Source organism: Paenibacillus luteus, assembly GCF_006542765.1.
Classification (GTDB): domain Bacteria; phylum Bacillota; class Bacilli; order Paenibacillales; family Paenibacillaceae; genus Pristimantibacillus; species Pristimantibacillus luteus.
Genome location: NZ_SKCD01000051.1, coordinates 1 through 24,379, shown reverse-complemented (window position 1 = coordinate 24,379; position 24,379 = coordinate 1). Strand labels below are relative to the sequence as shown.

Genomic DNA, 24,379 nt, shown 5'->3' with positions numbered 1-24,379 from the left:
CAATGTGTGGAGCTGACGAATACTAATCGGTCGAGGGCTTATCCTAAACAGTTTGAGAAGCAAACGGACGTCGTAAGCATAGACTTACGTTTGCCCCGGACCCATACATCCGGCAAACAACAGCATAAGGCTTCAGCAAGCCTAATCTTTCGTATCCAGTTTTCAGCGTGCAAACGCTTGGCTTGCCCGAAGGCGAAGCCAGCCCACATGAGGTGGGTTTTATTGTTTCCATGGAGGATTAGCTCAGCTGGGAGAGCATCTGCCTTACAAGCAGAGGGTCGGCGGTTCGATCCCGTCATCCTCCACCATTGCTATGAGTCATTAGCTCAGTTGGTAGAGCACCTGACTTTTAATCAGGGTGTCGTAGGTTCGAATCCTACATGACTCACCATTTTTTATCTTAGATGCGCGCGTATGGCGGAATTGGCAGACGCACTAGACTTAGGATCTAGCGGGCGACCGTGGGGGTTCAAGTCCCTCTACGCGCATCGAGTAACAAAAAAAGCTCTTTGGATCAGTTTTCTGATCTGAAGGGTTTTTTTGTTGTTCTTTTCGTTATCAAACAGCAAGCCTCATTCAACCTTGAATGTATGGTAAGCTAATATAGATCGTGAAATGCACTAAGGTTATGATTCCGAAGGGAAACATTCGGCAGAAAGGAAGCAGAAAGATGAATAAACCTGACGTTTTCCGCTTCATGCATAAATTGGTTTTCACATCTATTCGGAGTTACCGTTATGAATGCGGATCGGAAGATGTTCGAATGCAGAGAATTCTCCGCTTTTATGCCATAGCTTTAATTAACAGTGGCAAAGGGACGGTTACGATAAATGGAAAGTCTTCTCCCGCAATGAAAGGAGATTTGTTTTTTCTACAGCCTGATATGCTTATAGAAGCAAGCTTGGATTGTAACCATCCGCTACAATATTCACTCGTTTTATTTTCCGCAGTTCAGCTGCATAAAGAAAACAATGCTTGGTTGGTCAAACAACCAGAATTCCCGTTTAGGGGAAAGCTAACAGCATCCCAATCATCAGAAACAATGATGGAATGGATAAATCTTTTGCATTCTAAGGGAGATCTGCTTTCATCAGACAAACAAGCCAAAACGACGTTGCTCACTAGCCTCCTTCATGCAGTTGCGAGAGCGGAAAGTGCAACTGAAGAAGAGGAGAAGCAGAAGATACGGGGAATAGAGCATACTCTGGCATTCATGAATGAGAACTATAGCAAGGATATTAAAATCGAACAGCTGGCTCAGATGTCAGGCTTCAGCTTGAACCATTTTACACGAATCTTTAAACAACAGATGAAGATAACCCCATCGGAATATATATTCAAGCAGCGTATGGCCAGAGCCAAGCAACTGCTAATTTCTTCAAAGAAAGCGAAGGAAGTAGCGGAGCAAGTGGGCTATAAGGACGAGCACTACTTTAGCAGAGCTTTCAAAAAGGCAGAGGGTGTCCCACCCACATTATATATAAAAAATAAATGCCATCGCATTGCAGCCCTTTATTATGGCCTGGATGATCATTTACTTACGCTGGGGCTCAGACCCGTAGCATCTTTATCCTACGCGGAGCGAGTAACCTATTCTTATCCTTTACCTGCAGTAAGCGAGCAGAGCGAACAAGGCTTGAAGCTGGACAGCCGCAAATCGAATTATGACAAGCTGCTAAGATCGAAACCGGATTTGATCATGACAAGCGATCGCTTGGTTCAAGACGAAGCTCTGAATCAAATAGCACCAACCGCTGTTCTGGCACACTCCAATCAATATGGAAAAATGCTGGAGCATATGGGCAAAATACTTGGCAGGGAGCAGCAAGCAGCGTTATGGGTAGAGAAGTATGGCACACGAATGCATGAAATTAGAGAGCATTTGAAAGCGCGTTGGGGACGACAGACTGCTTATTTTATAAGAGTGAGCCCTAACTTTTATCGAGTATACGGAGCAAACAATCAAACGGGCAGCCTCTTATATGACGATATTGGCTTGAGTTTGCCGGTTGAATATCCTGATCGCGAGTGGGCAGTAGACATTCAATTGGAAGACTTGCTTAGCTTTCGTGCAGAACATCTATTTTTAATGGCTGATCCTACCTTGGAAGCAAAGCAGCGGCTTCAGCAGTTGCTTCAATCGGAACAATGGGCCAGCTTAGAAGCGGTTCAGCAGCGGAGGGTGTATGATGCGAGTGACTTATTCTTCAAAACATTAGGGCCAACAGGCAGAATGTGGGCAATGAATCGAATAGCGGCACAGCTTGGGATTTAATTAGAGTGAATAGATCCACCAATAAGAGGTGGATTAATCCATTGCTTAACAAGGGTGTCTTCTCTATCATTGATGATAATGATTATTATTATTAAACAGAGAAGGGGAACAAAAACAGATGCTTAAGAACAGAATTATGCCCTTGGTATGCCTCATTATCTTGCTGTTAACGATGTCAGCTTGTGGAGGAACGAGCGAAAAAAATAGCCAGCAAGACACAGTCCAACCATCTTCAGAAGTAACGGATGCACCAGAAACTGAGAATTTAACTAGAACAATCACTCACCTGAAGGGGGAGGCGATTGTACCTGTAAATATCGAGCGTATTGTTGTTCTCTCTGCTGCGTATATTGACCATCTCCTTACGATTGGCGAGAAACCCTATGGCGTCAACGTAGAAGTTCGTTATGGCGGTGACTATCTTCCTTACTTATCCAGCCAGCTAGATGGTGTGCAGCTCGTAGGCTCGGCGGATAGCCCTAATCTTGAAGCCATTGTCGCGCTTGAGCCGGATGTTATTCTAGTTGAAAGCCGGACAGCGGATGAGGTCTATGCACAGCTAGAGAAGATTGCCCCAACGATTGTCCTTGGCACGGAATGGCTTGAATATGAGGACGACACAACCTATTGGACCAAGGATTTGCTAAAGGTTGCTGAGCTTTACGACAAAGTTGATTTGGCCAAGGAGAAAATTGCTGAGCTGGAAGCTAAAACGGCAGAGGCAAGTGAGACGATAAAAAAACTAGACCAAAAAAAGCTTGCTTACGTACGGGTTAGGGAGAAGAACCTTCAAATTTATGCTGGAAAGGGCCATCCGACCAACACGCTGCTGTATCATGATCTCGGCTTCTTGCCTACAGGACTAACTCCCGAGGAGCAGCGAGCAGATCTATCGTTAGAGGTTGTTCCTGATTTGGATGCGGATTATATCGTCATGGAAGTAGATCCAAATGGGCGTGAGAATTTGAATAGCATGAACCAAAGTGCTTTGTGGGGGAAAGTACCTGCTGTTCAGAATGAAAAAGTATATGAGACAGACTCCTTCTGGCTGTTTAAAGGGTGGGGCGTCATCGGGCGTGGACAAATTGTAGATGACGTCTTGAAAATGATTGAATAAATGGCAGGCTTCCAAGGAATGAAGAGCGGCGATATGTGGGAACCTATACCGCTGCAGAAGGCTATCATTTTTATGAAAAACCATTTCCGAATAGCCTTAGATCATGCTGGGGATGAACGTTATCCGTTTACAGCGTCAGATTTGCTTGATCCTTCAGCTCGTTCAACGATATTCGACCTTCAGGCGGCTCAATTAGGTCATCCTGATCTACAAGTGGTTGGTACTTTATTTGCGAAGCGCTACTCGGTATTATTTACGGGATTGATTGCTTCCATGGATTTATTTGATTATCCGCTATCCTCATCCTTAGGCGATATTCGTTTGCGAATCATTGAGCGGGCAGCGATGGAATATCAGGTGATACCAGCATCTGCAGAACTGCTGCCTTATTCAGATGCGCAAGAACGAAAAGTGAAACGGACGGAATATAGCGATCAATTGCGGCGAAGCACGGAAGCATTGTTTCGATCCGTTTCAGCTCATACAGGTGTTCCTCCAAAAGTGATGTGGTCATTGATTACTCATCAGCTCCAGCAATACTATGCGCGTCTGCAAAATGCCCGTCATCTAGAAGTATCGGAGGAGCGTATCAGCCTTGCTTTAGCTGATCAGGGAATTCTAATGGCGGAGGGAAGCGATAACCCGTTGGCCGTTCATTTACGCAGCTTGTCGCATCCGCTGAATTCAGATATGAAGATATATGTGCGGCGTTACTGTTGTATGGCTTTTAGAATAAAACAGCATGGCTATTGCAGCACTTGCCCTAAGTTAAGCGAGCTAGAGAGACGGAAAATGCTGCTTGGGGAGAATTAAAGGTAAAATTGCGACTGCACGCATCAATATATTAATGGAAAAAAAGCCTTGTTATACAAGGCTTTTTCTGTTTTTCTGATATGGAATAAAGAGAAGAGTAGAACGGATTTTTTGTTCTACTTTTTGTCAAAGCGCTCAGCATCGCGTATAATGAACCCAACCAAGGGAGGCTGGTCAATGAATTTTTATGTCGCCTTTTTTACTAATATTAGTATTTTAATTACTTGTGCTTATTTATTTAATCTTATATATAAAAACCTGTTTAAGAATGCGACAAGTCTACAGAAAAGTATCATGCTTATTATTACGTTTATATTCTCGGGCTGGCTGGCGATGATGGTAGGCGTTCAGGTGCCGAATGGGCCCGTGTTTGACTTAAGGGTCATACCGATTATTTTTGCTACGTTAATGTTTCGTAGTCCTTTGCATGTCTTGCTCATAGGTTTGGGAATCTCGGCTTCTCGATTTATGGTGAATGGAATTACGCCGAATGCGCTGACCGGATCGATTAATATCGCTATTTTGGCGGTTGTATCTGCGGGGCTTGTCCTCCTGTATCAAAGACGACAAAATTGCAGCTACCTCATGAAAGCAACGGTATCCCTTTTGACGATCAATATCGTGCAAGTGACGGGGATTGCCTTATTTGGTGCGCTTAATCGGGAAGTGTACGTCAAGCAAATTATGCCTTATACACTGCCGCTTTCCTTGCTGCTTGGCGCGTTTTTCTTATTTATCATTTATGATTTTTACAAGGAGCAGATGCTCGCGATGGAGTTGAGCCAAAAAAATAAGATTTTGGAGAAACAGAAGCTGGAGCTGCTTGAAACGCATCAGGAGCTTGAAGATAAAGCAAACCAGATTTTAAAATCTTATAAATATAAATCGGATTTTATGTCCAACATGTCGCATGAGCTAAGAACCCCGCTGAACAGCATTATTCTGTTGTCCGAGCTGATCCGTGAGAACGAGACAGGCAAGGCAGATAATGAGAATTTTGAGTATGCGGATATTATCCATACTTCGAGTAATGAGCTGCTGCGAATTATTAATGATATATTGGATTTATCCAAGGCTGAAGCAGGTAAGATGGAGCTGGAGTGGGGCGAAATATCGATCGAGGATATTACTCAGGTTCTGTATCATCAGCTTGCTCCGTTCGCAGATAAGAAACAGCTGAATTTTGAGGTTTTGATCGATGAAGCAGTACCCGCGGTGCTGATGTCCGATGGGCTTCGGTTAAGCCAAATTTTGCGGAATTTGTTATCCAATGCAGTGAAGTTTACAAACTACGGCACAGTTACCTTGCATGTCTCGATGGACCCCGTTTTAGATCATATCTTATTTATCGTCAAAGACACGGGCATAGGCATTGACGAAGAAAATCAAAGGCTTGTGTTTGAGGCCTTCTTGCAAGAGGACAGCACGCTTAACCGGAAATATGAGGGGACGGGGCTGGGTCTCTCGATAAGCAGTCAGCTAGCCAAGCTGCTGGGAGGAACGTTGACGCTGAGCAGTAAGAAAGGCATAGGAAGTGAGTTTATGCTTTCACTGCCATTACATATGAATATTAACAATCACTAGTGAGTTAGTATGTAAAATGAATAAGGACGACCCTGTAGGCTTTAAAGCTGAATTGGGTTGTCTTTTTTATGCTGGTATAAGCTGTACCAGCAAGCTGGCGCCCAAGAAGGCGGCAGCTTGTTTGGTTTATCCACGGCGATGTTCTTAAAAAGCTGCAATCGGCGCTTTAAAAACAACATTTTAGAAAAGGGGAAAATCGACTATGATAAGGTAGCATACTATACTTATGGGCATGTCAGGGGGACGGACCAATGCTGAAATGGACAAACATTTGGCATAGCATCTTTTTTAAGTTTTCCCTCGCGTTTCTGATCGTAGGGATGATTCCGCTGCTGGCGCTTAGCAGCCTCTCGCTCAATCAGATTACCGACCAAGTGGAACGACATACCGAAAACAATTTCAGCCAAATGGTGTTTTACCTGAGCAAAAACGTGGATGATATTCTATTGAACTATAATGAAATATCAAAAAATATGTATTATAACGCGGAGAGGGTGCCGGATCGGCAGGGCGTTACCCTGAAGCAGGAAATAGATAGCCTTAGCCAGATGAACAAGATCGCCATGAACGACTTTTTGAAAACGGTTTTATATAGCGATCCCCATATTGAAAATACGCTGTTTGTTCGGCATTCGGATGGAACCGTGTTTAGCCAATCGAGAACAAATAAGGTATTGGACCAAAATGAACCGTTTCCATCGGTTAGCTGGTCTTATACGCTCTCTGCCAAGCCTAAGCAGCTTGCGGTATTCCCGCCCCATTTGGAAACTTATTTTAGCTCAACCAGACAAGTGATTACGTTTGCCCGCAATTATATCGATACAACGGGTAAGCTGGGGCCAGAGGCCAAGGTGCTTGGAACGCTTTTCTTTGATGTAGATCTGTCGATCTTTGATCGATTGTTCCGACAAGTGAAATTGGAAGGAAACGACGATATGTTTGTCGTTGACGGAAATGGCTACATTTTGTACTCGAATCAAGAGGACAAGCTAGGCAAACGCTTCGATGAGCTGAGTGCCAGAAATAAAGGCAATATGAAGGTTTTCTCCGAGCCGGTCCCGTTTATGGGAGGCCAAGTTATCGGATTGGTATCCAAGACGGATCTATATGCTTCCTTGGTTTCGGTAAGATCGACCGTTTTTGTTGTTGCGGCGGTTTGCTTCCTTGCCTTAATTGTACTTGGCGCTCTGTTCTCGCGGAGCTTTACACGTCCGATTCTCGACATCATGCGGCTTATGGTTAAGGTGGAGTCTGGGCACCTCGATCATGGCCTTACGATTAAGCGGAAGGATGAGCTCGGGCGGCTAGCCCATGGCTTTAATCGGATGATCGAGCGGCTGCAATCCTTTATTAACGAAGCATATGTCGGAGAGATTAAGCGAAAGCAAACGGAGCTGAATGCGCTGAAAAGCCAAATTCGTCCCCATTACCTGTACAATACGCTGGAGGTTATTCGGATGAGTGCGGTTTCAAATGACGATGAAGAGGTGGCGGATATGATTCATTCGTTATCCAATCAGCTTCAGTATGTCATTGACTACGGTGAAGAATGGGTCTCGGTGCAGCGGGAATTGAAGCATTTGCGGCATTATTTCCACTTAATTGAAGTGAGGTTCGATAAACGGATCGAGCTGCAGGTCGATCTGCACGAGGAGGAGCTGCTGCAGGCGTCTATTTTGAAGCTAAGCCTGCAGCCGATCGTGGAAAATGCCGTTCTTCATGGCATACGGCCTAGAGGAGGAAAAGGGGTCGTCCAAGTTACGATTGAGAAGGTAAATGACAACGAAATGGCTGTAACCGTTTTCGATAACGGAATAGGAATGGATGAGGGTACGGTAGAGCGGCTAATCTTGCACTTGGCGGAGGCAGAAGGAACCTCAGGCAAAAGCATCGGGGTAAAAAATGTCCACGAGCGGCTGCGTCAGGCTTGCGGAGTACCATATGGCATCACGATAGAAAGCAAGCCCAATATCGGAACGGCTGTCCGAATGTTATTTCCACTGCGTAGGGAGGGGTATTGAAATGAAGACGATTAGAGTATTGCTGGCGGATGATGAGCCTGTTATTTTAAGGGGGCTTCAGCGCCTTATTCCATGGAGCGAGTTAGGCGTAGAAATCGTTGGCGAGGCCAATGACGGCAATGAGCTTCGCGTCATGCTCGATACCTGCCGACCGGATATTGTCATCAGCGACATTAGCATGCCAGGCTTGACCGGCATAGATATCATTAGGGAGATTAATGAAACGGGACGCGAGATTAAGGTGATTTTTATAAGCGCTTATCAGGAATTTTCTTATGCTCGGGATGCGCTCAAATATGGGGCTGTTGATTATTTGATCAAGCCGGTCGATAAAGAACGCCTGGTCGAGGTTATGAACAAAGCGATTCGTTTGATCGACGAGCAGGTCGAGCGCGTGCGCGAAAAAGAAATGGCGACCCAATTCGAACGCGAGAGGCGCAATGATGCAATTGGAGAGCTGATTGAACGTCTGACTGATGGCGATCTTGTTGCGATTTCCCAACTGGGGCCGATTGGCGTACTTACGGCTCTGCCTTATACGACCGTCTGCTTTGGAGAGCTGGACGGTATCAGCCTCGATGGAACTAATCGCTGGCAGGAACAGGAGCGCAAGTTGCTTGATTTCTCGGTTTCCAATATCTTGACCGAAGCCATAGCTTCATCTAATGCAGGCATATACTTCCGCAAGGGCGATCTGCATGGCCTATTTGTGCAGCATGGGAGTTTAGATGAGCCTGTAGCGCTTGCCCAAGATTTGCACGCCAAGATTAACAACTATTTAAAGGTCAGCTTTACGCTTGGAGTCGGGACTCCGGCTCTGTCGGCGGAAGAGGCGTGTCTCTCGGCTAAAAGCGCGGAACAGCGGCTGAAGGTGAAATATTTTGAAGGGATGAACCGGGTCATTGCAAGCCAGCGGACCGAGCCGAATTCGGAGGCCCGTCTTCTGTTCGAAGAGCTTCAGCAGCAGTTGATTTCTTCGTTATCTCGGCCGCCGCAGGATGATCGGGAGGATATAATCCCGGCATTGCTGGAATCGGTCAGCCTTCTCTCGCAAGGCAGCAAACACGCAGCTGTATCTGCCGTATACGGTACAATTATTCGTCTTCAACGCGAGCTGAAGGAAATCGGTATCGTCGGAGATTCGGCTGACTCGGGGCAGCATGCGCTGCTGGAGCAGTTGGGTCGCTTTCAAACGTTTGGAGAGCTGTCGGAGCATGCTGCTTTTTTATTTCAATCCATTCGGTCATCTGCAGCGAGCAAGCTCGGCAACAAGGAACTGCTGCAGCTTCTTCAGGTGAAGGCATATATCGATGAGCACTACGCGGAAAATATTACGCTGGAGTCGATCGCTCTGCTCGCCTTTATGAACCCCTATTATTTCAGCAGCTTCTTTAAGAAGCATACTGGCGAGAACTTTAAGTCATATTTGACGAACGTGCGGATGAAGCATGCTCACAGCCTGCTGATGCAAACCGACTTGCTTGTATATGAAATCGCGGAGCGAGTAGGCTACAACAATGCCAGGCAATTCAGCGATATGTTTAAAAAAATATACGGCAAGCTGCCGCTTGAATTTAAGCAGGACATGAGAGGACAAGGCATCCGTTCCGATAAGGAATGACCGGGAGGGGATTACGATACACTACTGCAAGCTTTTTACGATCGGGATGCTGCTGTTTATGCTGACGGGCTGCACGTTTGGCAATGCCGTCAATCAGGCTAGCACACCATTAAACGGCCAACTGCAAGAGGAACAGCCGCTTTCTTTCACTGTTGTGTATGCCGATGGAGACCGTGCTCACAAGCAGGGCATTTCCACGGTTATTTCCAACTTCGAGAAATCACATCCCAACATTGTCGTTAACGAGATTAATGAAACTTGGGCGGGCTCCTATGCGGATTTTCTCAAAATGAAGGATGCTGTGGGCGAGTTTCCCGATTTAATCGAAATGCGGGATACACAGTTATTCACGGATGCAGGGTTGCTTCACCCGATGCCGGGTGATTTGATTGGTTTGTTTGAAGCTGCTCCAGAGGTTAATGAGGCCGTCTATACGCTGCCGCTAGAGAAGCCTGCTCCGCACGGCGTGATCTACAATAAGAAAGTATTTGCTCAGGCAGGCATAACAGAGTCTCCAGAAACATTTGATGAATTTCTTCTGTATTGCGAGAAAATCAAGCGCCTTGGCGTCCAGCCGATTGTAGTTGGGGGCAAGGACATTTGGCATATGGGGTTTTGGATCAACAAATTTTTAATTGACGAGGTTTATATCAAGAACCCGGATTGGAATGCACAGCGGGGCGAAGGGAAGGTCAGTTGGACGGATGCAGGTCCAATGAGCGCCATGCAGAAGCTAAAGTTTTTATGGGATAACGGATACGTAGCTTCTGGATTTACGGGGACAGCAGATAATCAAACCGCATCAATACTCCTGTCCGGCCAAGCCGCCATGCTCTACTCCGGTCCCTGGATGTTCAACCAGATCAGCTCAGCAGATCCTACCTTTGCATTTGGATTTTTTGCGCTGCCGGATCAGCAAGGGAATATCAACGTTGCTGGAGCACCGACAACAAGCGGCTGGGCGATTTCGGCAGAAGCGGCTAAGAACCCGGAGAAGCTGAAGAGTATTAAGCAGTTCCTTCATTATTTTTTCGATGAGAATCAATATGCGCTGTTCCTCCAAGCAGTGAACGGCATACCTGCAACCCGTGCGGATGCCGATTACCCGGTTATTGAGCCGATGGAAGCGGTGCTTCGCATGATGAAGGATGGCAAGACGAAGCAGTCCGCTTATTTGAATACGTTCTCGGGTAAAAATACAGCACCGCCGCAGTTCCGCGATTGGTTCTATAGGGCCATTCAGGATGTATTAAATGACAAGCTGGGCTTGGATGAAGCGATGCGGGAAGCGGATCAGGAATGGAATGCACAGGTTAAAGCGATGCAAGTTCCCACAGGATCTTGAAGAACCGCAGTTTTTTCTTAAAAAACTGCATTATCCCATTGATCCGGTCCATGGTATGTTTAAAGAAGATTCCGTAAAAACGCTTTCAATAAAAGAAGGCAAGGGGGAACGGGAGTGGACGCGAAGCGGTTATTGATGATTTTATCCTTGTTTATGCTTATCCTAACCGGTTGTGGACTTATTTCTCAGTCAGGTGCTCAGCACCAGGATGTCGAAGACGGTCCTCTCCCCGTTTCCTTAAAGTTTATGTTTTTCGGAGACAAGCCGGCCGATATGGATAAGGTGCTGAAGGAATTCGAGAAACGGACCAAACAAACCTTGAATACGAAGCTTTTAATCGATTGGGATGCGCCTGAAGAATTCAAGCAAAAGGTTAAACTTAATCTGGCTGCAGGCGAAGAGATCGATGCCGTTTTCGATGCGTCCTGGATGAATTTGGAGCAAAATGTGGCACAAGGCTACTATCAGAGCTTGGACCGTTACTTTAATAACGATGAATATCCGGGGCTGAAAAAAGCTTTTTCGCCCGATTATCTTGAAGCCAATAAAATTGATGGCCATTTGTACGCGGTTCCGTTTACGCAATTTTTCCATGATATTGAGGTTGTCTACATTCGGAAGGACTTGCGTGAACGCTTTGGGATGGATAAGATTGAGAGCTATGAGCAGTTGGAGCACTATTTGCAAATGGTACAAAAGGAAGAACCGACGCTTATTCCGCTTGCACTTAAAGGGGACCGCGGTTTCTTTCGGATGTTTGCCAGCGAGGAACGGGCGGTGAATTACCGCTCAGATCCTTATTTTGTGTCGGGCACGGGCATTGGCTTTCAAATCGTCCTGTCGCAAGACGGGAAGAAGGTGCTGGGCGCAACAACCCTAGGTGACCCGGATTCCGCTTATGCTGCTTATCCAGTTCCTTTAAATGATCCTGATTATTTTTATACGGCGCTGGATCGCTTTGTGGATTGGAATACGTATGTGCAGACCGATGTGCTGAACGAGCGGAATCCAATGCTGCTGTTCGAAGCGGGCAAAGCGGCGGCTTACGAGGGGACGATCAAGTTTTGGAGCGAGGTCAGGCAAAAGCTCCAAACAGCCAATCCGGATGCCGATTTGGAAGGCTTCGTATACAACTCCTGCATGCGGCAGATGGAGAAGGATTGTATCGGCACGGATTATCGGGCATGGAATAACCTGGCGATTCCGGTCACTTCCAAGCATGCCGACGATACGATGCAGTTTTTGGATTGGCTGTACCAGAGTCAGGATAATCATGATCTGTTTGAACTGGGCATTAAAGGGGAGCACTGGACTGATGCGGAGGGGCAAATGTATAAATCAACGGCGGCTTCCGCCAGCTATTTGTTTCCTGCCTATGAGCTGACATGGAATCCGTTGATGTCGCGCATCAACATTGACACGGATGCCGAGGCGTTGAAGCTGCTCCGCTATTCGGCCGATCCAAAGTCGTATTATCCGCTGCCGATGTCTGGCTTTGTATTTAACCCAGCAGCCGTTCGAACTGAAATGGCAAAGGTGCAGCCGGTCGTCAGCCAAATGCTTCAAGTATTCAATAGCGGATTGGACGCGAATTGGCGTGCCACAGCGGCAAAAACGAATGAGAAGCTGCGGAAGCTGGGGCTCGAAGCCATTCGGGTTGAGCTGATTAAGCAGGTAGAGGCTTATTTGAATAGAAGCGGGAACTAGCTCCCCATAAGAGAAGGACGCATGCGCGGGCATGCGTCTTTTTTGCGTGGAGTAATGCGGCAAAGCGGTTATTCACCATCTTAAAAAACCGCAATTTTAGCTTAAAAAGGAACATTCAAGCGTTTTCATATGCGTGATAAAGTGAGATCATCGCAAACGAAAAAGAGAAAACATGCGGGAACCGAGGAGGAAGCCAGAATGAAAAATTCAGTTGCCATCGAGGCACAAGCACCGGAAATGAGAAAGCAGAATAGGCCGTCCCCGTTCATGAACGAAATGCGCAAGCATGGACTGCTGTATTTGCTCACCCTGCCGGGTATGCTTTTAATTTTTGTTTTTTCGTATTTGCCCATGGGCGGCATCGTCATTGCTTTCCAAAACTTTAATGCCATTAAAGGGATAACGGGAAGCGAGTTCGTCGGCTTGAAAAATTTCGAGTTTTTTGTTCAATCGAGGGAAGTGCTGCACGTTATCTTCAACACCTTATTCCTAAATGCGTTGTTTATTTTGTTCGGAACACTTGCTTCCGTCGGCATCGCGGTCATGTTCTCTGAGCTTGGCGGCAAATGGTTCAAGCGAATCGTCCAGTCTTTGGTCACGCTGCCGAATTTCCTCTCGTGGACGGTCATTGCGATGTTCGTCACGGCGCTGCTATCCAGCGACACCGGAATGCTGAACAAATGGCTGGAGCCGCTCGGCATTGGGCCCATCGCTTTCTTCAACGAACCGGCCATCTGGCCGCTCGTGCTGGTCCTCATTAAGATATGGCAGGGTGCCGGTTTCGGAGCGATTGTGTATCTGGCGACGATTACGGGCATTAACCCTGAAATCTACGAGTCCGCATCGATTGACGGAGCAAGCCGTTTTGAGAAAATCCGGTTTATCACGCTTCCGCTGCTGAAGCCGACGGTTATTCTCATGATGCTGCTGGCCATGGGCGGTATATTCTACGGTGACTTCGGTATGATCTATGCGCTGATTGGACGGAATGTCATGCTCTACTCAACAACCGACGTGATTGACACCTACGTTTACCGCGCGCTTATGGATCTAGGAGATATGGGAATGGCCGCAGCCGTTGGCGTTTTCCAATCGGTGATCGGATTCATCCTGGTCGTGACAGTCAATCAGTTAGCCCGTAAATTCAGCCCGGATTCGGCGCTCTTCTAAATCCATCAGAAAGCAGGTGCAGCCATGATTAAGGAAAGCAAAAGCGACCGGCTCTTGAAAATGTTCATGTATATCATTCTGGTCGTATTCTCGGTTTATTGTATGATTCCGTTCATTACGGTCATCAGCAGTTCACTCTCTACGGAATTATCGATTTTGCGTGACGGCTATTCACTGCTGCCTCAAAACTTCACGGTTGATGCTTATAAGCTCATCTTCAAGGACAACACGATTTATAAAGCGTACGGCGTCACGATCTTCGTGACCGTGGCAGGCACATTGCTGGCGATGCTCGTAACCTGCGCTCTGGCATATCCCTTGTCGATCCGGGCGCTGAAATATAAGAACAAAATCAACTTCTATGTCTACTTCACCATGCTGTTCCATGGCGGCCTCGTTGCGAATTACCTGCTGATCTCCAAATATTTGGGGATGAAGGACTCCATCTGGGTACTCATCATTCCTGCCTTAATCAGCCCATGGAATATGTTCCTGCTGCGTAACTTCTTCAAATCGGTGGATGAATCGCTCGCGGAATCAGCTAAGATCGACGGCGCAAACGATATCTATATTTTCTTTAAAATCGTGCTTCCGATCTCGCTGCCCGCACTTGCAACGGTGGGGCTGTTCTACGCCATGGGTTTCTGGAACAAATGGTTCGAGGCGATGCTGTACATCTCGGATGAGAATCTGTTCCCGCTGCAATATCTTGTCATGCGCATCATGAACAACGCGGAGTTTGCGAATCAGCTGTCGTCGCAAATCTCGCTGCCGAATTACGTCGTGCCAACACTGACAACTAGACTGGCGACGACGGTGGTTACGATTGGACCGATCATCTTCCTGTACCCATTCCTGCAAAAGTATTTTGTGAAAGGCTTAATGGTTGGTGCGGTTAAAGGGTAATGAGGCTAGGCTGGGCTCGCCTTCGTCGGCGGTTTAGTATATGAAGCACACAGAAAAGGGAGGAAACAAAGATGAAAGGCAAGTTCAAAGGAATGTCGCTGCTGTTGATCGCAACGATGCTCGTCACTACGCTTTCGGCATGCAGCGGGAAAAATGGCAATGAAGTCAACTCTGGCAATAAAGGAAGTACGGGGAATGCGACGACGCAGCCTTCGGATGAAGGCGGCAAAGCGCCCGATCCCGTCACCTTGAAAATGATGCTGTTTGGCGAGAAGCCTATCGAGATGGATACGGTTTTGGCTGAATTCGAGAAGCAAACGAAAGATACCTTGAACACGAAGCTGAGCTTCGAGTGGAATCCGAACGCTGATCATAAGCAGAAGCTAACGCTAAAAATGTCAGCAGGCGAATCTGTGGATGCGGCTTTCGATGCCCCGTGGATGTCATTGAACCAAAACGTGTCACTTGGCTACTACACGGAGCTTGACAAATATTTCAACAATGATGAGTATCCTGGCTTGAAAGCGGCGTTCACCGAGGATTACTTGAACGCGAACAAAATTAACGGCCATATTTATTCGATTCCTCTAACGAATGCTTTTTATGATATCGACGTTGTTTACATCCGCAAGGATCTTCGCGAGAAATACGGTTTGCAGCCGATTCAAAGCTACGATGAGCTGCAAGTTTATTTGGAGAAGGTGCAGGAGAACGAGAAGGGCATTCTGCCGATGGCGAACAAAAACGACCGCGGCTTCTACAAGCTGTTTAACCTGGAGGACAAATTAACGAATGCGAAAATGATCAGCGGCATGTCGCCGGCCTTCTACGTCTATCTGTCTGACGATGGCAAAAAAGTGCTTGGCGCTACGACGCTTGGCGATGATGCCTCTAAATTCGAGGGACTTGCAGCTCCTTACAATGATCCGTACTACTTCTACCCGCAATATGCTAAAAATGTGGAGTGGAACAAATACATTCAGAAGGATGTTCTGTCCGAGAAGGACGCGCAAGCCTTGTTCGTAGGCGGCAAAGCCGCATCCAACGAAGGCACAATCAACGGTGCGGCGCAAATTCGCCAAAGGCTGCAATCGGCTGTTCCAGGCGCGGATATCGAAATGTTTGTGTACAATTCCCATATCCGCAATATGGAGAAAGAAGCGATCGGCACAGACTATAAGGCTTGGAACGACATTGTCATTCCGGTTACTTCTAAAAATGCGGATCGTACGATGAAGTTCTTTGATTGGCTGTTCAGCAGCACGGAAAACCATGATCTGTTTGAACTGGGCATTAAAGATACGCATTGGACAGCCTCTGGAGACCGCTACTATAAAATGACGGACAAAACGACGGATTATATTTTCCCATCTTATGAATTCTCATGGAATCCGACGATGTCCCGGATCAACGGCGACAACGACGAGGAAACGCTTAAACTGCTTGATTATCAATCCCAAAACGAAACGTATTACTTGCAGCCGCTATCCGGATTCACCTTTGATACCGAGCCGGTGAAATCAGAAATTGCTAAAATCTCGCCAGTGGTGCAGCAGAGAGACCCGATCTTCAATAACGGGCTCGACAAGAACTGGAAAGAGACAGCAACGAAGCTGAACAAACAGATGGAAGCGTACGGGCTTGAGAAAGTCCGCGCCGAGGTCATTAAACAAGTGCAAGCCTTTATTGACGGCGGCGCGCAGTAAGACGAGAGCCGTTCGCTGGAAAGAAGCCCGCCGAGAGCAAGTTCGCGGCGGGCTTCTCTGTTTTATAGCGCACACATTAAAAAGGGAGCGGGAGGAGATATCAGGATGGTGCAGCAGAATCAAGTCCTTGCCTATGCCAAGGAGCTTATGAACAAAGCAGTAGCAGGAGATAACCCGGGACAATATCCGACGACAGCTATTGCGCTTTTTGAAGAAGCTGTGCAGCGATATGAGCTTTGGGTTTGTGGGGAAGCAAGCGGTGAAAGCAGCAGCGCATTGGAGCTGCGAAATGCGGGAGCAGCTTTGCTGCATGAGGTTCATGTATCAGAACGAGTTATAGACGAGAAGCGCAACGAGCTTGAATATTCTGCTCATCGCAGGGAGCTGAATGTACTCGTATGGCTGGGAGAGACCGCGCTTGTTATAGACCCCGAATATTATACGGAAGGCGCTAAAGCTGCGCTTGGGGATCAGCTTCTCCATGCCAAAAGCGTACTGTCTGGCGAATACACCGTGCCTTTTAAGCGTAATCGCGCCTTTATGCAGCCGCGTGCGGATGAGGATATTCAGTTTGCAACCGAATATTGTACGATGGCGCCGAGCTACGGTATGACTACCTACGGACTAAAACCGGCACTGGAATGGTATGAATACCAGGACATGCGCAAGCAGCTGGCTGAGTCGGCAGTTTTACCTGCTGCATGCAGCACTTATATAACGAAAGCTGAGGATGATTTTGCTTTTGGCGGTAAAACGCTGGTAGAGATTGATGATGGGCTGATTGCTTACGTAGGTTTTCAACTGCCGGAGTTTCAGGGGCGGGAGCTGGTCAAGGCGCGCTTGTCGCTCACTAACCATCATATCGACAGCAAGAAGCTGTTTCTGCACGAGGCTGATCAGCGTTTGGAGGATATTGTATCGTTGACCTATGCCAAGGCATTCGAAGGTGCTAATGGCGAACTTCTGCTCGGCCCGCTCGTCAAATCATTCCATATTAACTTTCGCGACCGAAGCGGGTACGTGGATATTACGGAGCATCTTCAGAAAAGGGACGATTCTCCTAACGAGGTGGTGTACCAGCTCGTTAACGAAGCTGGAGCTATCCCTTGCGGCTTCTATGCCTATCATCATCCTGATGCGGAGAAAAGGCCATCGCTTGAGCTTATTTATGATCGAATGGATGCCGCTAAGCTTGAGCAAAAAATGGCCTTTGTACGTGAACAGGCTGCTCTATTAATCAAGGATAGCAAGGCTGGTGCCGGTGTTGGTCAATATCCGGCGGCCTATATCGAAGCGGTGCTTCAAGCATTATCTCGATTAGAAGCAGCAAGCGCGAGCTTCAGCCATGAGGAAGCGGCTGCATCAATCGTTGGTCTGTACGATGCTATGCGGGCCATGCGGCATTCTCGCATCTATCGAACGGAAACGGAGCAGGGCAGTAGTCTTTTCTTTCCTGCAGGCGGGATCGGAAAACTGGCGGGCAAAATTGAAAATTCAGCTGCCCTACAGGAGCAATATGGCCAATTAAAGCGTTTGGCTGATGAAATGAGCCTTGCGGATATTCAGGCGCTGGATGAGCTGCTTGCAGAAAAGCCGGATATGGATCTGTTGAACGAGCGTTATAGGCTATGGAGCGAATCTCCGATGCTCATCTTTACGCCGCCTAGCGATACGGTTGCGGCAACTCTAGCTTTTGTACTGCCTGCCTCCGAATATGGAGAGGATGGGGCTCTTGGCCATGTGTGGATTGATGCTGTTAAGCTTTCTCCTGCGAATGCGGTGGATATTCGTATCGATAATGCCGGTTTTGAGGAAGGGGATGCACTGCCAAAGAGCTGGAAGCCTATAGCCCGAAGCGGCAATCCCAGCATGTCATGGGAAAATCGTCCGAATTATTACAAGGAGGGCAGCCGCTCTCTCTATATTAACAACCCTTTACAAGGGGACGAAGGTTCTTGGGTGTATGATCATGAGCTGCTGATTAGCGGAGGCATTCGCCATACGTTAACGTTCTTTGCCAAAATAGATGGCAAGCTGAAAAGCGGCATTCATGCTGTTCTCACTTTTAAGAATAGTAAAGGCGAGACTGTCGGCACGTATACAGGCATTCACAATAAGAAGTCCATGCTTGGACAAGGAAGTGTGCTCGGTTCGCTCCGTTTTCAAGCCGACGCTATGGTGTATGCCATTACAGGAGAGCGGGAATATGCGGAGAAGGCGAAGACGATGATGCTTTGGGGTTTGAATGATTTTTGCCAGGGGGTCGAGTCATGGCTCCGCACCAATCTTCGCCCTGACGGCATTGATGCCTACGGCGCCGTTCAAGGAGGCCGACTGGCGGTCGTTCTTGCAACTGCCTATTCGTTAATTCAGGATGCCGGAGTGTTCTCCGAGGAAGAACATGAGCTGCTGCTTGCCAGAGTGAACTATTTGATCCGCGACCTGATTGACCTTCGCGACCGGACGGAGCTTGGCGATTATGCCGCGCAAGCGGATACGGGAAATTGGCATACGGATATGTCTGCCGGGGCTGCGATGCTCGCGCTTGTCTTTCCTACTCTTCCGGGGTCGCGCCAATGGTTCGAGAATGGGCGAACTGTATTGAAAGGACAGCTCGATCATCATTTGAACGAGGACGGCTCCTGGCCGGAGACGATCCGTTATCTATATGAAGTCGTGATGAGATATTCGATTTTTGCGAAGGCTCTACGCAATATGAGCGGTGAAAATTGGTTTCACGGTACTAAGCTCGCCAAAGCCTTCGAATTCATGGTATCCGTGCAGACGCCGCCATACCGTTATTTTGACGATAAGATCGGCTCGCCTAATTTCGGAGATCATATTTTGGGCGATGGTTATGAATTCGCGCCGCTTGGCATTTATACCGATGAAGTTGCAGTGGAATCGCCAGAATGGGCCGGGCGACTGGTGCAAACGTGGAAGCGGGCGGGGTCTCCGTTTGCGGCATTTGGGACGGAGCGGAATGTGCTGGAGAACTTTTTTGCACCCGTCGATGTCGATATTCCCATTGGTAAACCGCTAGAGCTCAGCTCGCAATGGTTTCAAGGGCAAGGGCTTACACTGTTCAGGCATCGGTTTGGGAAGGTGGACGAAGGCCTCGTCTCGCTCCTTGCGAACGAAAGCGCCCTGGGCCACGGCCATCTGGATCAGGGCTCGTTTATTTTTTATGCGGGCGGGATCCCGCTGGTCATGGACCCGGGAGTTGAAAGTTATTTTGACAGCACGTTTGAGTGGTACAAAGGCTCGGCATCCCATAGCACCCTGCAATTCCGCAATGCTGGGCAGTATTCGGATACGCCGCTGACGAGCAGGCTTGCTGGCTTCTATACTTCTGATGCCTATGACTATGCGCGCATCGTTATTGCAAATCCGGATGGCCCTGGGATACATACCCGCCATGCCGCTTACGTAAAGGAAGGGCTTGGGGCGTTGGTGATCTGGGATCAGATTAGCGCGGCGGTGGATGGAACGGTGATTCACTTGCCGATTGCTTCTGCGAGGCCGTCGGTTATCGAACGGGAACGAATTTTGTCCAAGGGCCATTACGATGTTGATCTTGAGACGGTTGTGGTATGGCCGAAGCAGCTTTCGGTTAAGCAGGAGTGGGGAAGAAGCAAAGCGATGATGCCTACGGTGGAGGGAGCCTATCAGCTGGAATACATTCGGATTGAGGCAGAGCGGAACGAAGGCCATCTGGTGCTGCTTCTGCCGCAGCGGAGTGGGGAGAGTATGACCGCTCGGCCTTTGGATACGGAGATAAGCGGTGTTCACGCTTTTCAACTGCTGATTGGAAAAGAGCAGTATATTGGTGCCGCATGCCAAGGAACAGAGGGACTAACCGCTAAATTCGCTCTACCAGTTGAGCAGCATGTACTGAAAGATCTGCAGACGGATGAGACGATTTCGGTGGTAGATGGCACAGCCATTGTTACGCTAGAGAGCGGGGAGCTTCGTTTATTCCGGGTTAATGGTTAGCAAGAAGATCAGGGGGCTTGCAAGAGGAGGAGCGGGTTTTGATTCTATAAATAGGAATAGGGAGCTGTGAATCGCGATGACGGAGTGGAACTTAGTGCAGCCAAGCGCTGAACCTGTTAGGGAGTTTGATTCTGTGGCGATTGATTTATTTCGATGGCAGCTGGGGGCTGGTGAGCAGGAAGCGGAAGATGGCGTTTTGGCTTCGGAGCAGTCGTTTTTGTTTCAATATCCCGGGGTTACGCAGGATAACCATTGGAGAATGCACGGATTTGTGCCGGTTAACGAGCTGTCCACAGATTTGCGGGATTGGTATGGTTTGGAGCTGGAGCTCTTAAGCGGAGGGCGGACTACACTGGAGCTGAGAGTGGACATCGGCTTTGTCATGAACAAAAGCCCGATGCCTGAAACGATAGAATGGACCTCCGCGAACCGGCTGATTACGGGAGACGGGAAGCTCAAGGTGGTACTTCCCTTTGAGCAATTCGATGATTTGAAATCGCAGGCCAAGCGGTGGCGATTTGTAAGAACGGTTCGGATTTCATTCAATCAAATGGACGAGACAAATGGTCGTGAAGAAGCCGGTTTTGGTATAGGGGAGATTTGCCTCCAGCAAGCAAGCATTATTCGCAGGCAAGCGGTTTGGCTTAGCTGCCCGGTGCTCTCGAAATCGGCTGAACCGGGAGATTCGACTGTTTACGATATAGAGATTGTTAACGTAACGAGTGCCGAGCAGGGAATTACGCTTATCCATGAAAAACAGGGCTGGGAGGAGATGCCCGTCAGCCTCTCTGCGCAGCAATTCATGCTGCGGCCTAATGAGCGGAGAAGCGTGCAGCTATCCGTAGAAGTAACGAAGCGAATTGCTCCGGGAGGCTTTGAGAAGCAGCGCATTTATGCGATACCCAGCGGAGCGGGCGATAAGCGGGAATCGCTGGAGCTGACGACGGTCCGCTCCTTGGCCCATCCTTATATTTTGATGACGGAGCCGGAATGGGAACAGGTGAAGCATAAAATAGCCGAGCAGCCTTGGGCAGCGGAGCTGCTGGTCTCCTATGTGGAAAGGGCAGAACGCTGGGGCGTGCCCGAGACGCATGATGGCGAGTATATGTTTATTACCGAGCATTCGCATGAGGCTCGTAACGCCGCCATAGCTTGGAAGCTGACAGGCGAGGCTGCGTTTGCAGCCAAAGCGGTGATGCTGCTTCGAAGAGTCGTTGATCCATTAAACGGGTACCCGGGACGCTTGCGCGTCAGCCATCAGGAGCTTGTGCATGAAGGGGAACTGTTCAAGCATTTGGCGATCGCTTATGATTTATTGTACGATTGCGGTTTGTTTACGGATGAGGACCGGAAGCATATCGAATCCTCTTTCCGATTGTTTATGGATCTGATTGATTGGGAAATCCGTGGCGGATCAATCTCCAATTGGACGCTGGCGGAGCTTGCTGGAGCGGCATATTGTGCGCAGGTACTGCAGGACAGGGAGCGGATGGAGCGTTTTATTTTCGGCAGCGGCGGCGCTCTGGAGCATTTGGCAAAAGGCACGATGGACGATGGTTGGTGGTATGAATGCTCGATTGGCTATAACCTGATGGCAGCGGGCCTCTTTTCGGAGATGGCTCAAAGCTGCCGCCCATGGGGCATCAATCTCACGGATATGTGGGTTTCAGCCAGCTATTATGAGCAAGTATCCTCGGGCGAGCGGCCAACGATTGACGGTCTCAGTCTTGAGGTGTGGGGGCCTAGCACCCGGAATTATCGGTCGATCAGCCAATTATGGGACAGCCTCCTGCCGTTTGCGGATTATCGAGGCGTTTTGTTTGGCATAAATGACTCGGCGGAAAGCAAGCTGCTGGGCGTATCGCATGTAGGGTCTCTGGATCCGAGATACGATCTAGCTTATTACCATTACCGCAAACCCGAGTATGTGCATGTGCTAAGGACAAGCGATGTCCGGCATAGGGATTTGCTTTATGCACCTGCCGAGCTTCCGGAGGATGGAGGGCAAGCTTATTTATCGTCGGCGTATGCGGATAATGCGGGAGTTGCTGTGCTTCGTTCTCGCAAAGCGGGAAGGACGCCGCGGGAGCAGCTCCAAGCCGTCGTGAAGTACGGCTCGCATGGCGGAGCGCATGGACATTACGACAGAGTGAGCCTGCTCTCGCTGATGCGTTTTGGAAAAAGCTTCTATAATCCCGAAAGCGTCTGGTACAGCTACCGTTACTTTATGTATAAGTTTTTTGTGCAAAATTCGATTACCCACAATATGGTCGTTGTGGACCTAAAGCAGCAGGACCCGTCGGAGGCGAAACGGCAATTGTTCCATACGGGCCATTTGTTTCAGGCCTGCGCAGTCGAAAATAGTGCCCGCTGGTGCAATCCCCCTTACGGCGGCTGGCTCGTGAAAGGCGATAAGACGCTGCAGGAGCGTTCATGGCATGAAGGTCGCTATGTCCCCGTGCCAGAGCAAGCCCCGCCTTACACTTCACGAACCGAATACACGGAGCCTATTGTTCAGAGACGTATGACGATTGTGACCGACGACTATGTCGTTCTCTTCGACTATATGCGCGGCGATCAGGAGCATACCTATGATTGTCTCTTCCATATCAAAGGGCTTAGAGGAATAACGGCAAAGGAAACAACACATGTCGCCCATACCGAGCAGCTTAGCACCAACCCGCTGGGCAGCGCTCAATTTATTACGGATTGTGATTGGTACGAGGTAGAGGGACCTGTTACGGCAAGCTTTGAGATGGCGTTCGGCGAAGGCAGCGACAATGAAGGGAATCGGACGTTATATAACGAGGACGGCGTGCTGAAGATGGATGTTCATACGGTATGGCCACCGCGCTTCGAGCTAATAACCGGAACGGACCCTGAATATTTTAAGGTGGAAAAAAAGCTATGGTATGAGGTTCGCGGGGATGGCAAGACGCTAGCTTCGGGCCAATTCGGCGCATGGATTTTAGGAAGGGACGATTTGGACCTTGCCGTAGCGGGAGTGGAATCGCTGCATTTGCGGGTCAAAATCGCTGAGGTACGGGATGAGAATGAGTTTATGACCAAAACGGAAAAGACGATTTTTTGGGGTGATCCGTATTTCGTTCTTGCAGATGGAACGAAGGTGTACGCAGCCGAGCTTCCTTTCCAGTGTGAGAACGTTGATCCCGGCCATGGCATGGGCAAGGATTATCGGGGCGGTCCCGTCAAGCTGCGAGGCAAAACATACACGCACGCTGTGCCAGGCAATCCCGATGATATTGAGCGGGAAGGGGTCATTATTTTTGACCTGACGGGACTGGGAGCCATACGGTTTGTGAGCGCAATCGGCGGTGATTATCCGCTTGGAGATGAGACTTACCGCAGAAAGCTGCTGAGTGCGAGAACTAAGGGAGAGCAAACCAGATTCACAACCGTCATCGAACCCTTCGAATCGAACGCGATGATCGCAAAAGCGGAGGCAACTAGCGCGGATACTTTAAGGGTCGAGCTTGTCGACGGCAGAGTTCAGGAAATCAGCCTAACCAGCTTCGAAGGTTCAGGCGAGAGAATACACATCATTTTGAAGGAATATAACGCTGACGGCGAATTAATCGGTGAAGAAGAGACTCTTTAAACCCAGTAGAAGAAATAGGTGGTGTGGAAATAACATGCACAATTCCGTTGACAAGGCAGAGGTGCCCCTTTTGCGGAGGGGTTAACCTTTGCTTTTGTTTCTTAATGAAGTGGAGCGGGCAAACGCTATGAATGCTTCTAGTGTAGGAATGAAGAGGACTAGGAACAGCCATAGAGTTCTGCTCTCTCCTACCTATAGCGATATTGTTTTTAAGAGGAGGGAGGATTTAATGATTATTCTAGGGGATTTCACTCTATATCATGATGTTAATTGCATATAAAAACGTATAAATCATAAATATCTTCATTTATTTTAAAAAAGACTTGCATTACTCTATTCATACATGGTATATTCTAATTCCGGCCGAGAGAAACACGCGGACGACAAGAAAAACAAGCAACACAAACGAAAGAATAGATTGCTCTTTGAAAACTGAACAACGAGTAATAACTGCCTCGCAAATCCTTCGGGATAAGCGAAAAAGCGATAAAAAAGTAAT

The 24,379-nt window shown here is 48.3% G+C and carries 13 protein-coding genes and 3 tRNA genes; all 16 read left to right on the top strand.

Annotation, left to right across the window (positions count from 1 at the left end; genetic code table 11):
- Positions 1-232 precede the first annotated feature (232 nt).
- The 16 genes from E0496_RS28355 (at position 233) to E0496_RS28280 (ending at position 23,880) form a co-directional block, all read left to right on the top strand.
- Positions 233-308 (top strand) — tRNA-Val (locus tag E0496_RS28355).
- Between the two features lie 7 nt (positions 309-315).
- Positions 316-391 (top strand) — tRNA-Lys (locus E0496_RS28350).
- A 17-nt stretch (positions 392-408) separates the two neighbouring features.
- Positions 409-488: transfer RNA gene (locus E0496_RS28345), tRNA-Leu, on the top strand.
- Positions 489-628: 140 nt separating this feature from the next.
- Positions 629-2,275: an AraC family transcriptional regulator gene (locus E0496_RS28340; RefSeq protein WP_141505206.1), complete on the top strand. Its 1,647-nt coding sequence runs from the start codon at positions 629-631 to the stop codon at positions 2,273-2,275.
- 118 nt (positions 2,276-2,393) lie between these two features.
- Positions 2,394-3,392 carry an ABC transporter substrate-binding protein gene (locus E0496_RS28335; protein WP_141505205.1) on the top strand — a complete coding sequence of 333 codons (999 nt, stop codon included), beginning with the start codon at positions 2,394-2,396 and terminating at the stop codon, positions 3,390-3,392.
- An 18-nt stretch (positions 3,393-3,410) separates the two neighbouring features.
- Positions 3,411-4,205, top strand: a complete 795-nt coding sequence (locus E0496_RS28330; protein WP_161601618.1) for a (2Fe-2S)-binding protein — start codon at positions 3,411-3,413, stop codon at positions 4,203-4,205.
- Positions 4,206-4,499: 294 nt separating this feature from the next.
- Complete coding sequence (locus tag E0496_RS28325) at positions 4,500-5,789, top strand: ATP-binding protein (RefSeq protein ID WP_206669893.1); 1,290 nt, start codon at positions 4,500-4,502, stop codon at positions 5,787-5,789.
- 251 nt (positions 5,790-6,040) lie between these two features.
- Positions 6,041-7,810, top strand: a complete 1,770-nt coding sequence (locus tag E0496_RS28320) for a cache domain-containing sensor histidine kinase (protein WP_141505202.1) — start codon at positions 6,041-6,043, stop codon at positions 7,808-7,810.
- A gap of 1 nt (position 7,811) precedes the next feature.
- Complete coding sequence (locus tag E0496_RS28315) at positions 7,812-9,431, top strand: response regulator transcription factor (protein WP_141505201.1); 1,620 nt, start codon at positions 7,812-7,814, stop codon at positions 9,429-9,431.
- Positions 9,432-9,477: 46 nt separating this feature from the next.
- Positions 9,478-10,776: an ABC transporter substrate-binding protein gene (locus E0496_RS28310; protein WP_141505200.1), complete on the top strand. Its 1,299-nt coding sequence runs from the start codon at positions 9,478-9,480 to the stop codon at positions 10,774-10,776.
- A 114-nt stretch (positions 10,777-10,890) separates the two neighbouring features.
- The gene (locus tag E0496_RS28305) at positions 10,891-12,483 is read left to right on the top strand and encodes an extracellular solute-binding protein (protein ID WP_241675025.1); all 1,593 of its coding nucleotides are present in this window, start codon (positions 10,891-10,893) and stop codon (positions 12,481-12,483) included.
- Between the two features lie 237 nt (positions 12,484-12,720).
- Positions 12,721-13,653, top strand: coding sequence for an ABC transporter permease (locus E0496_RS28300; protein WP_421924792.1), 933 nt, complete (start codon positions 12,721-12,723; stop codon positions 13,651-13,653).
- 24 nt (positions 13,654-13,677) lie between these two features.
- On the top strand, positions 13,678-14,559 hold the full coding sequence (locus E0496_RS28295) for a carbohydrate ABC transporter permease (RefSeq protein WP_141505198.1): 882 nt from the start codon (positions 13,678-13,680) through the stop codon (positions 14,557-14,559).
- A 71-nt stretch (positions 14,560-14,630) separates the two neighbouring features.
- Positions 14,631-16,265, top strand: coding sequence for an ABC transporter substrate-binding protein (locus E0496_RS28290; RefSeq protein ID WP_141505197.1), 1,635 nt, complete (start codon positions 14,631-14,633; stop codon positions 16,263-16,265).
- Positions 16,266-16,370: 105 nt separating this feature from the next.
- Positions 16,371-20,261: a heparinase II/III domain-containing protein gene (locus tag E0496_RS28285; RefSeq protein ID WP_141505196.1), complete on the top strand. Its 3,891-nt coding sequence runs from the start codon at positions 16,371-16,373 to the stop codon at positions 20,259-20,261.
- Positions 20,262-20,337: 76 nt separating this feature from the next.
- The gene (locus E0496_RS28280; RefSeq protein WP_141505195.1) at positions 20,338-23,880 is read left to right on the top strand and encodes a hypothetical protein; all 3,543 of its coding nucleotides are present in this window, start codon (positions 20,338-20,340) and stop codon (positions 23,878-23,880) included.
- Positions 23,881-24,379 lie beyond the last annotated feature (499 nt).

Coding starts and splice junctions, on each gene's coding strand:
- E0496_RS28340 (WP_141505206.1), top strand. CDS start 629: ATGATTCCGAAGGGAAACATTCGGCAGAAAGGAAGCAGAAAGATGAAT.
- E0496_RS28335 (WP_141505205.1), top strand. CDS start 2,394: ATGCTTAAGAACAGAATTATGCCCTTGGTATGCCTCATTATCTTGCTG.
- E0496_RS28330 (WP_161601618.1), top strand. CDS start 3,411: ATGAAGAGCGGCGATATGTGGGAACCTATACCGCTGCAGAAGGCTATC.
- E0496_RS28325 (WP_206669893.1), top strand. CDS start 4,500: ATGCTTATTATTACGTTTATATTCTCGGGCTGGCTGGCGATGATGGTA.
- E0496_RS28320 (WP_141505202.1), top strand. CDS start 6,041: ATGCTGAAATGGACAAACATTTGGCATAGCATCTTTTTTAAGTTTTCC.
- E0496_RS28315 (WP_141505201.1), top strand. CDS start 7,812: ATGAAGACGATTAGAGTATTGCTGGCGGATGATGAGCCTGTTATTTTA.
- E0496_RS28310 (WP_141505200.1), top strand. CDS start 9,478: ATGCTGCTGTTTATGCTGACGGGCTGCACGTTTGGCAATGCCGTCAAT.
- E0496_RS28300 (WP_421924792.1), top strand. CDS start 12,721: ATGAGAAAGCAGAATAGGCCGTCCCCGTTCATGAACGAAATGCGCAAG.
- E0496_RS28295 (WP_141505198.1), top strand. CDS start 13,678: ATGATTAAGGAAAGCAAAAGCGACCGGCTCTTGAAAATGTTCATGTAT.
- E0496_RS28290 (WP_141505197.1), top strand. CDS start 14,631: ATGAAAGGCAAGTTCAAAGGAATGTCGCTGCTGTTGATCGCAACGATG.
- E0496_RS28285 (WP_141505196.1), top strand. CDS start 16,371: ATGGTGCAGCAGAATCAAGTCCTTGCCTATGCCAAGGAGCTTATGAAC.
- E0496_RS28280 (WP_141505195.1), top strand. CDS start 20,338: ATGACGGAGTGGAACTTAGTGCAGCCAAGCGCTGAACCTGTTAGGGAG.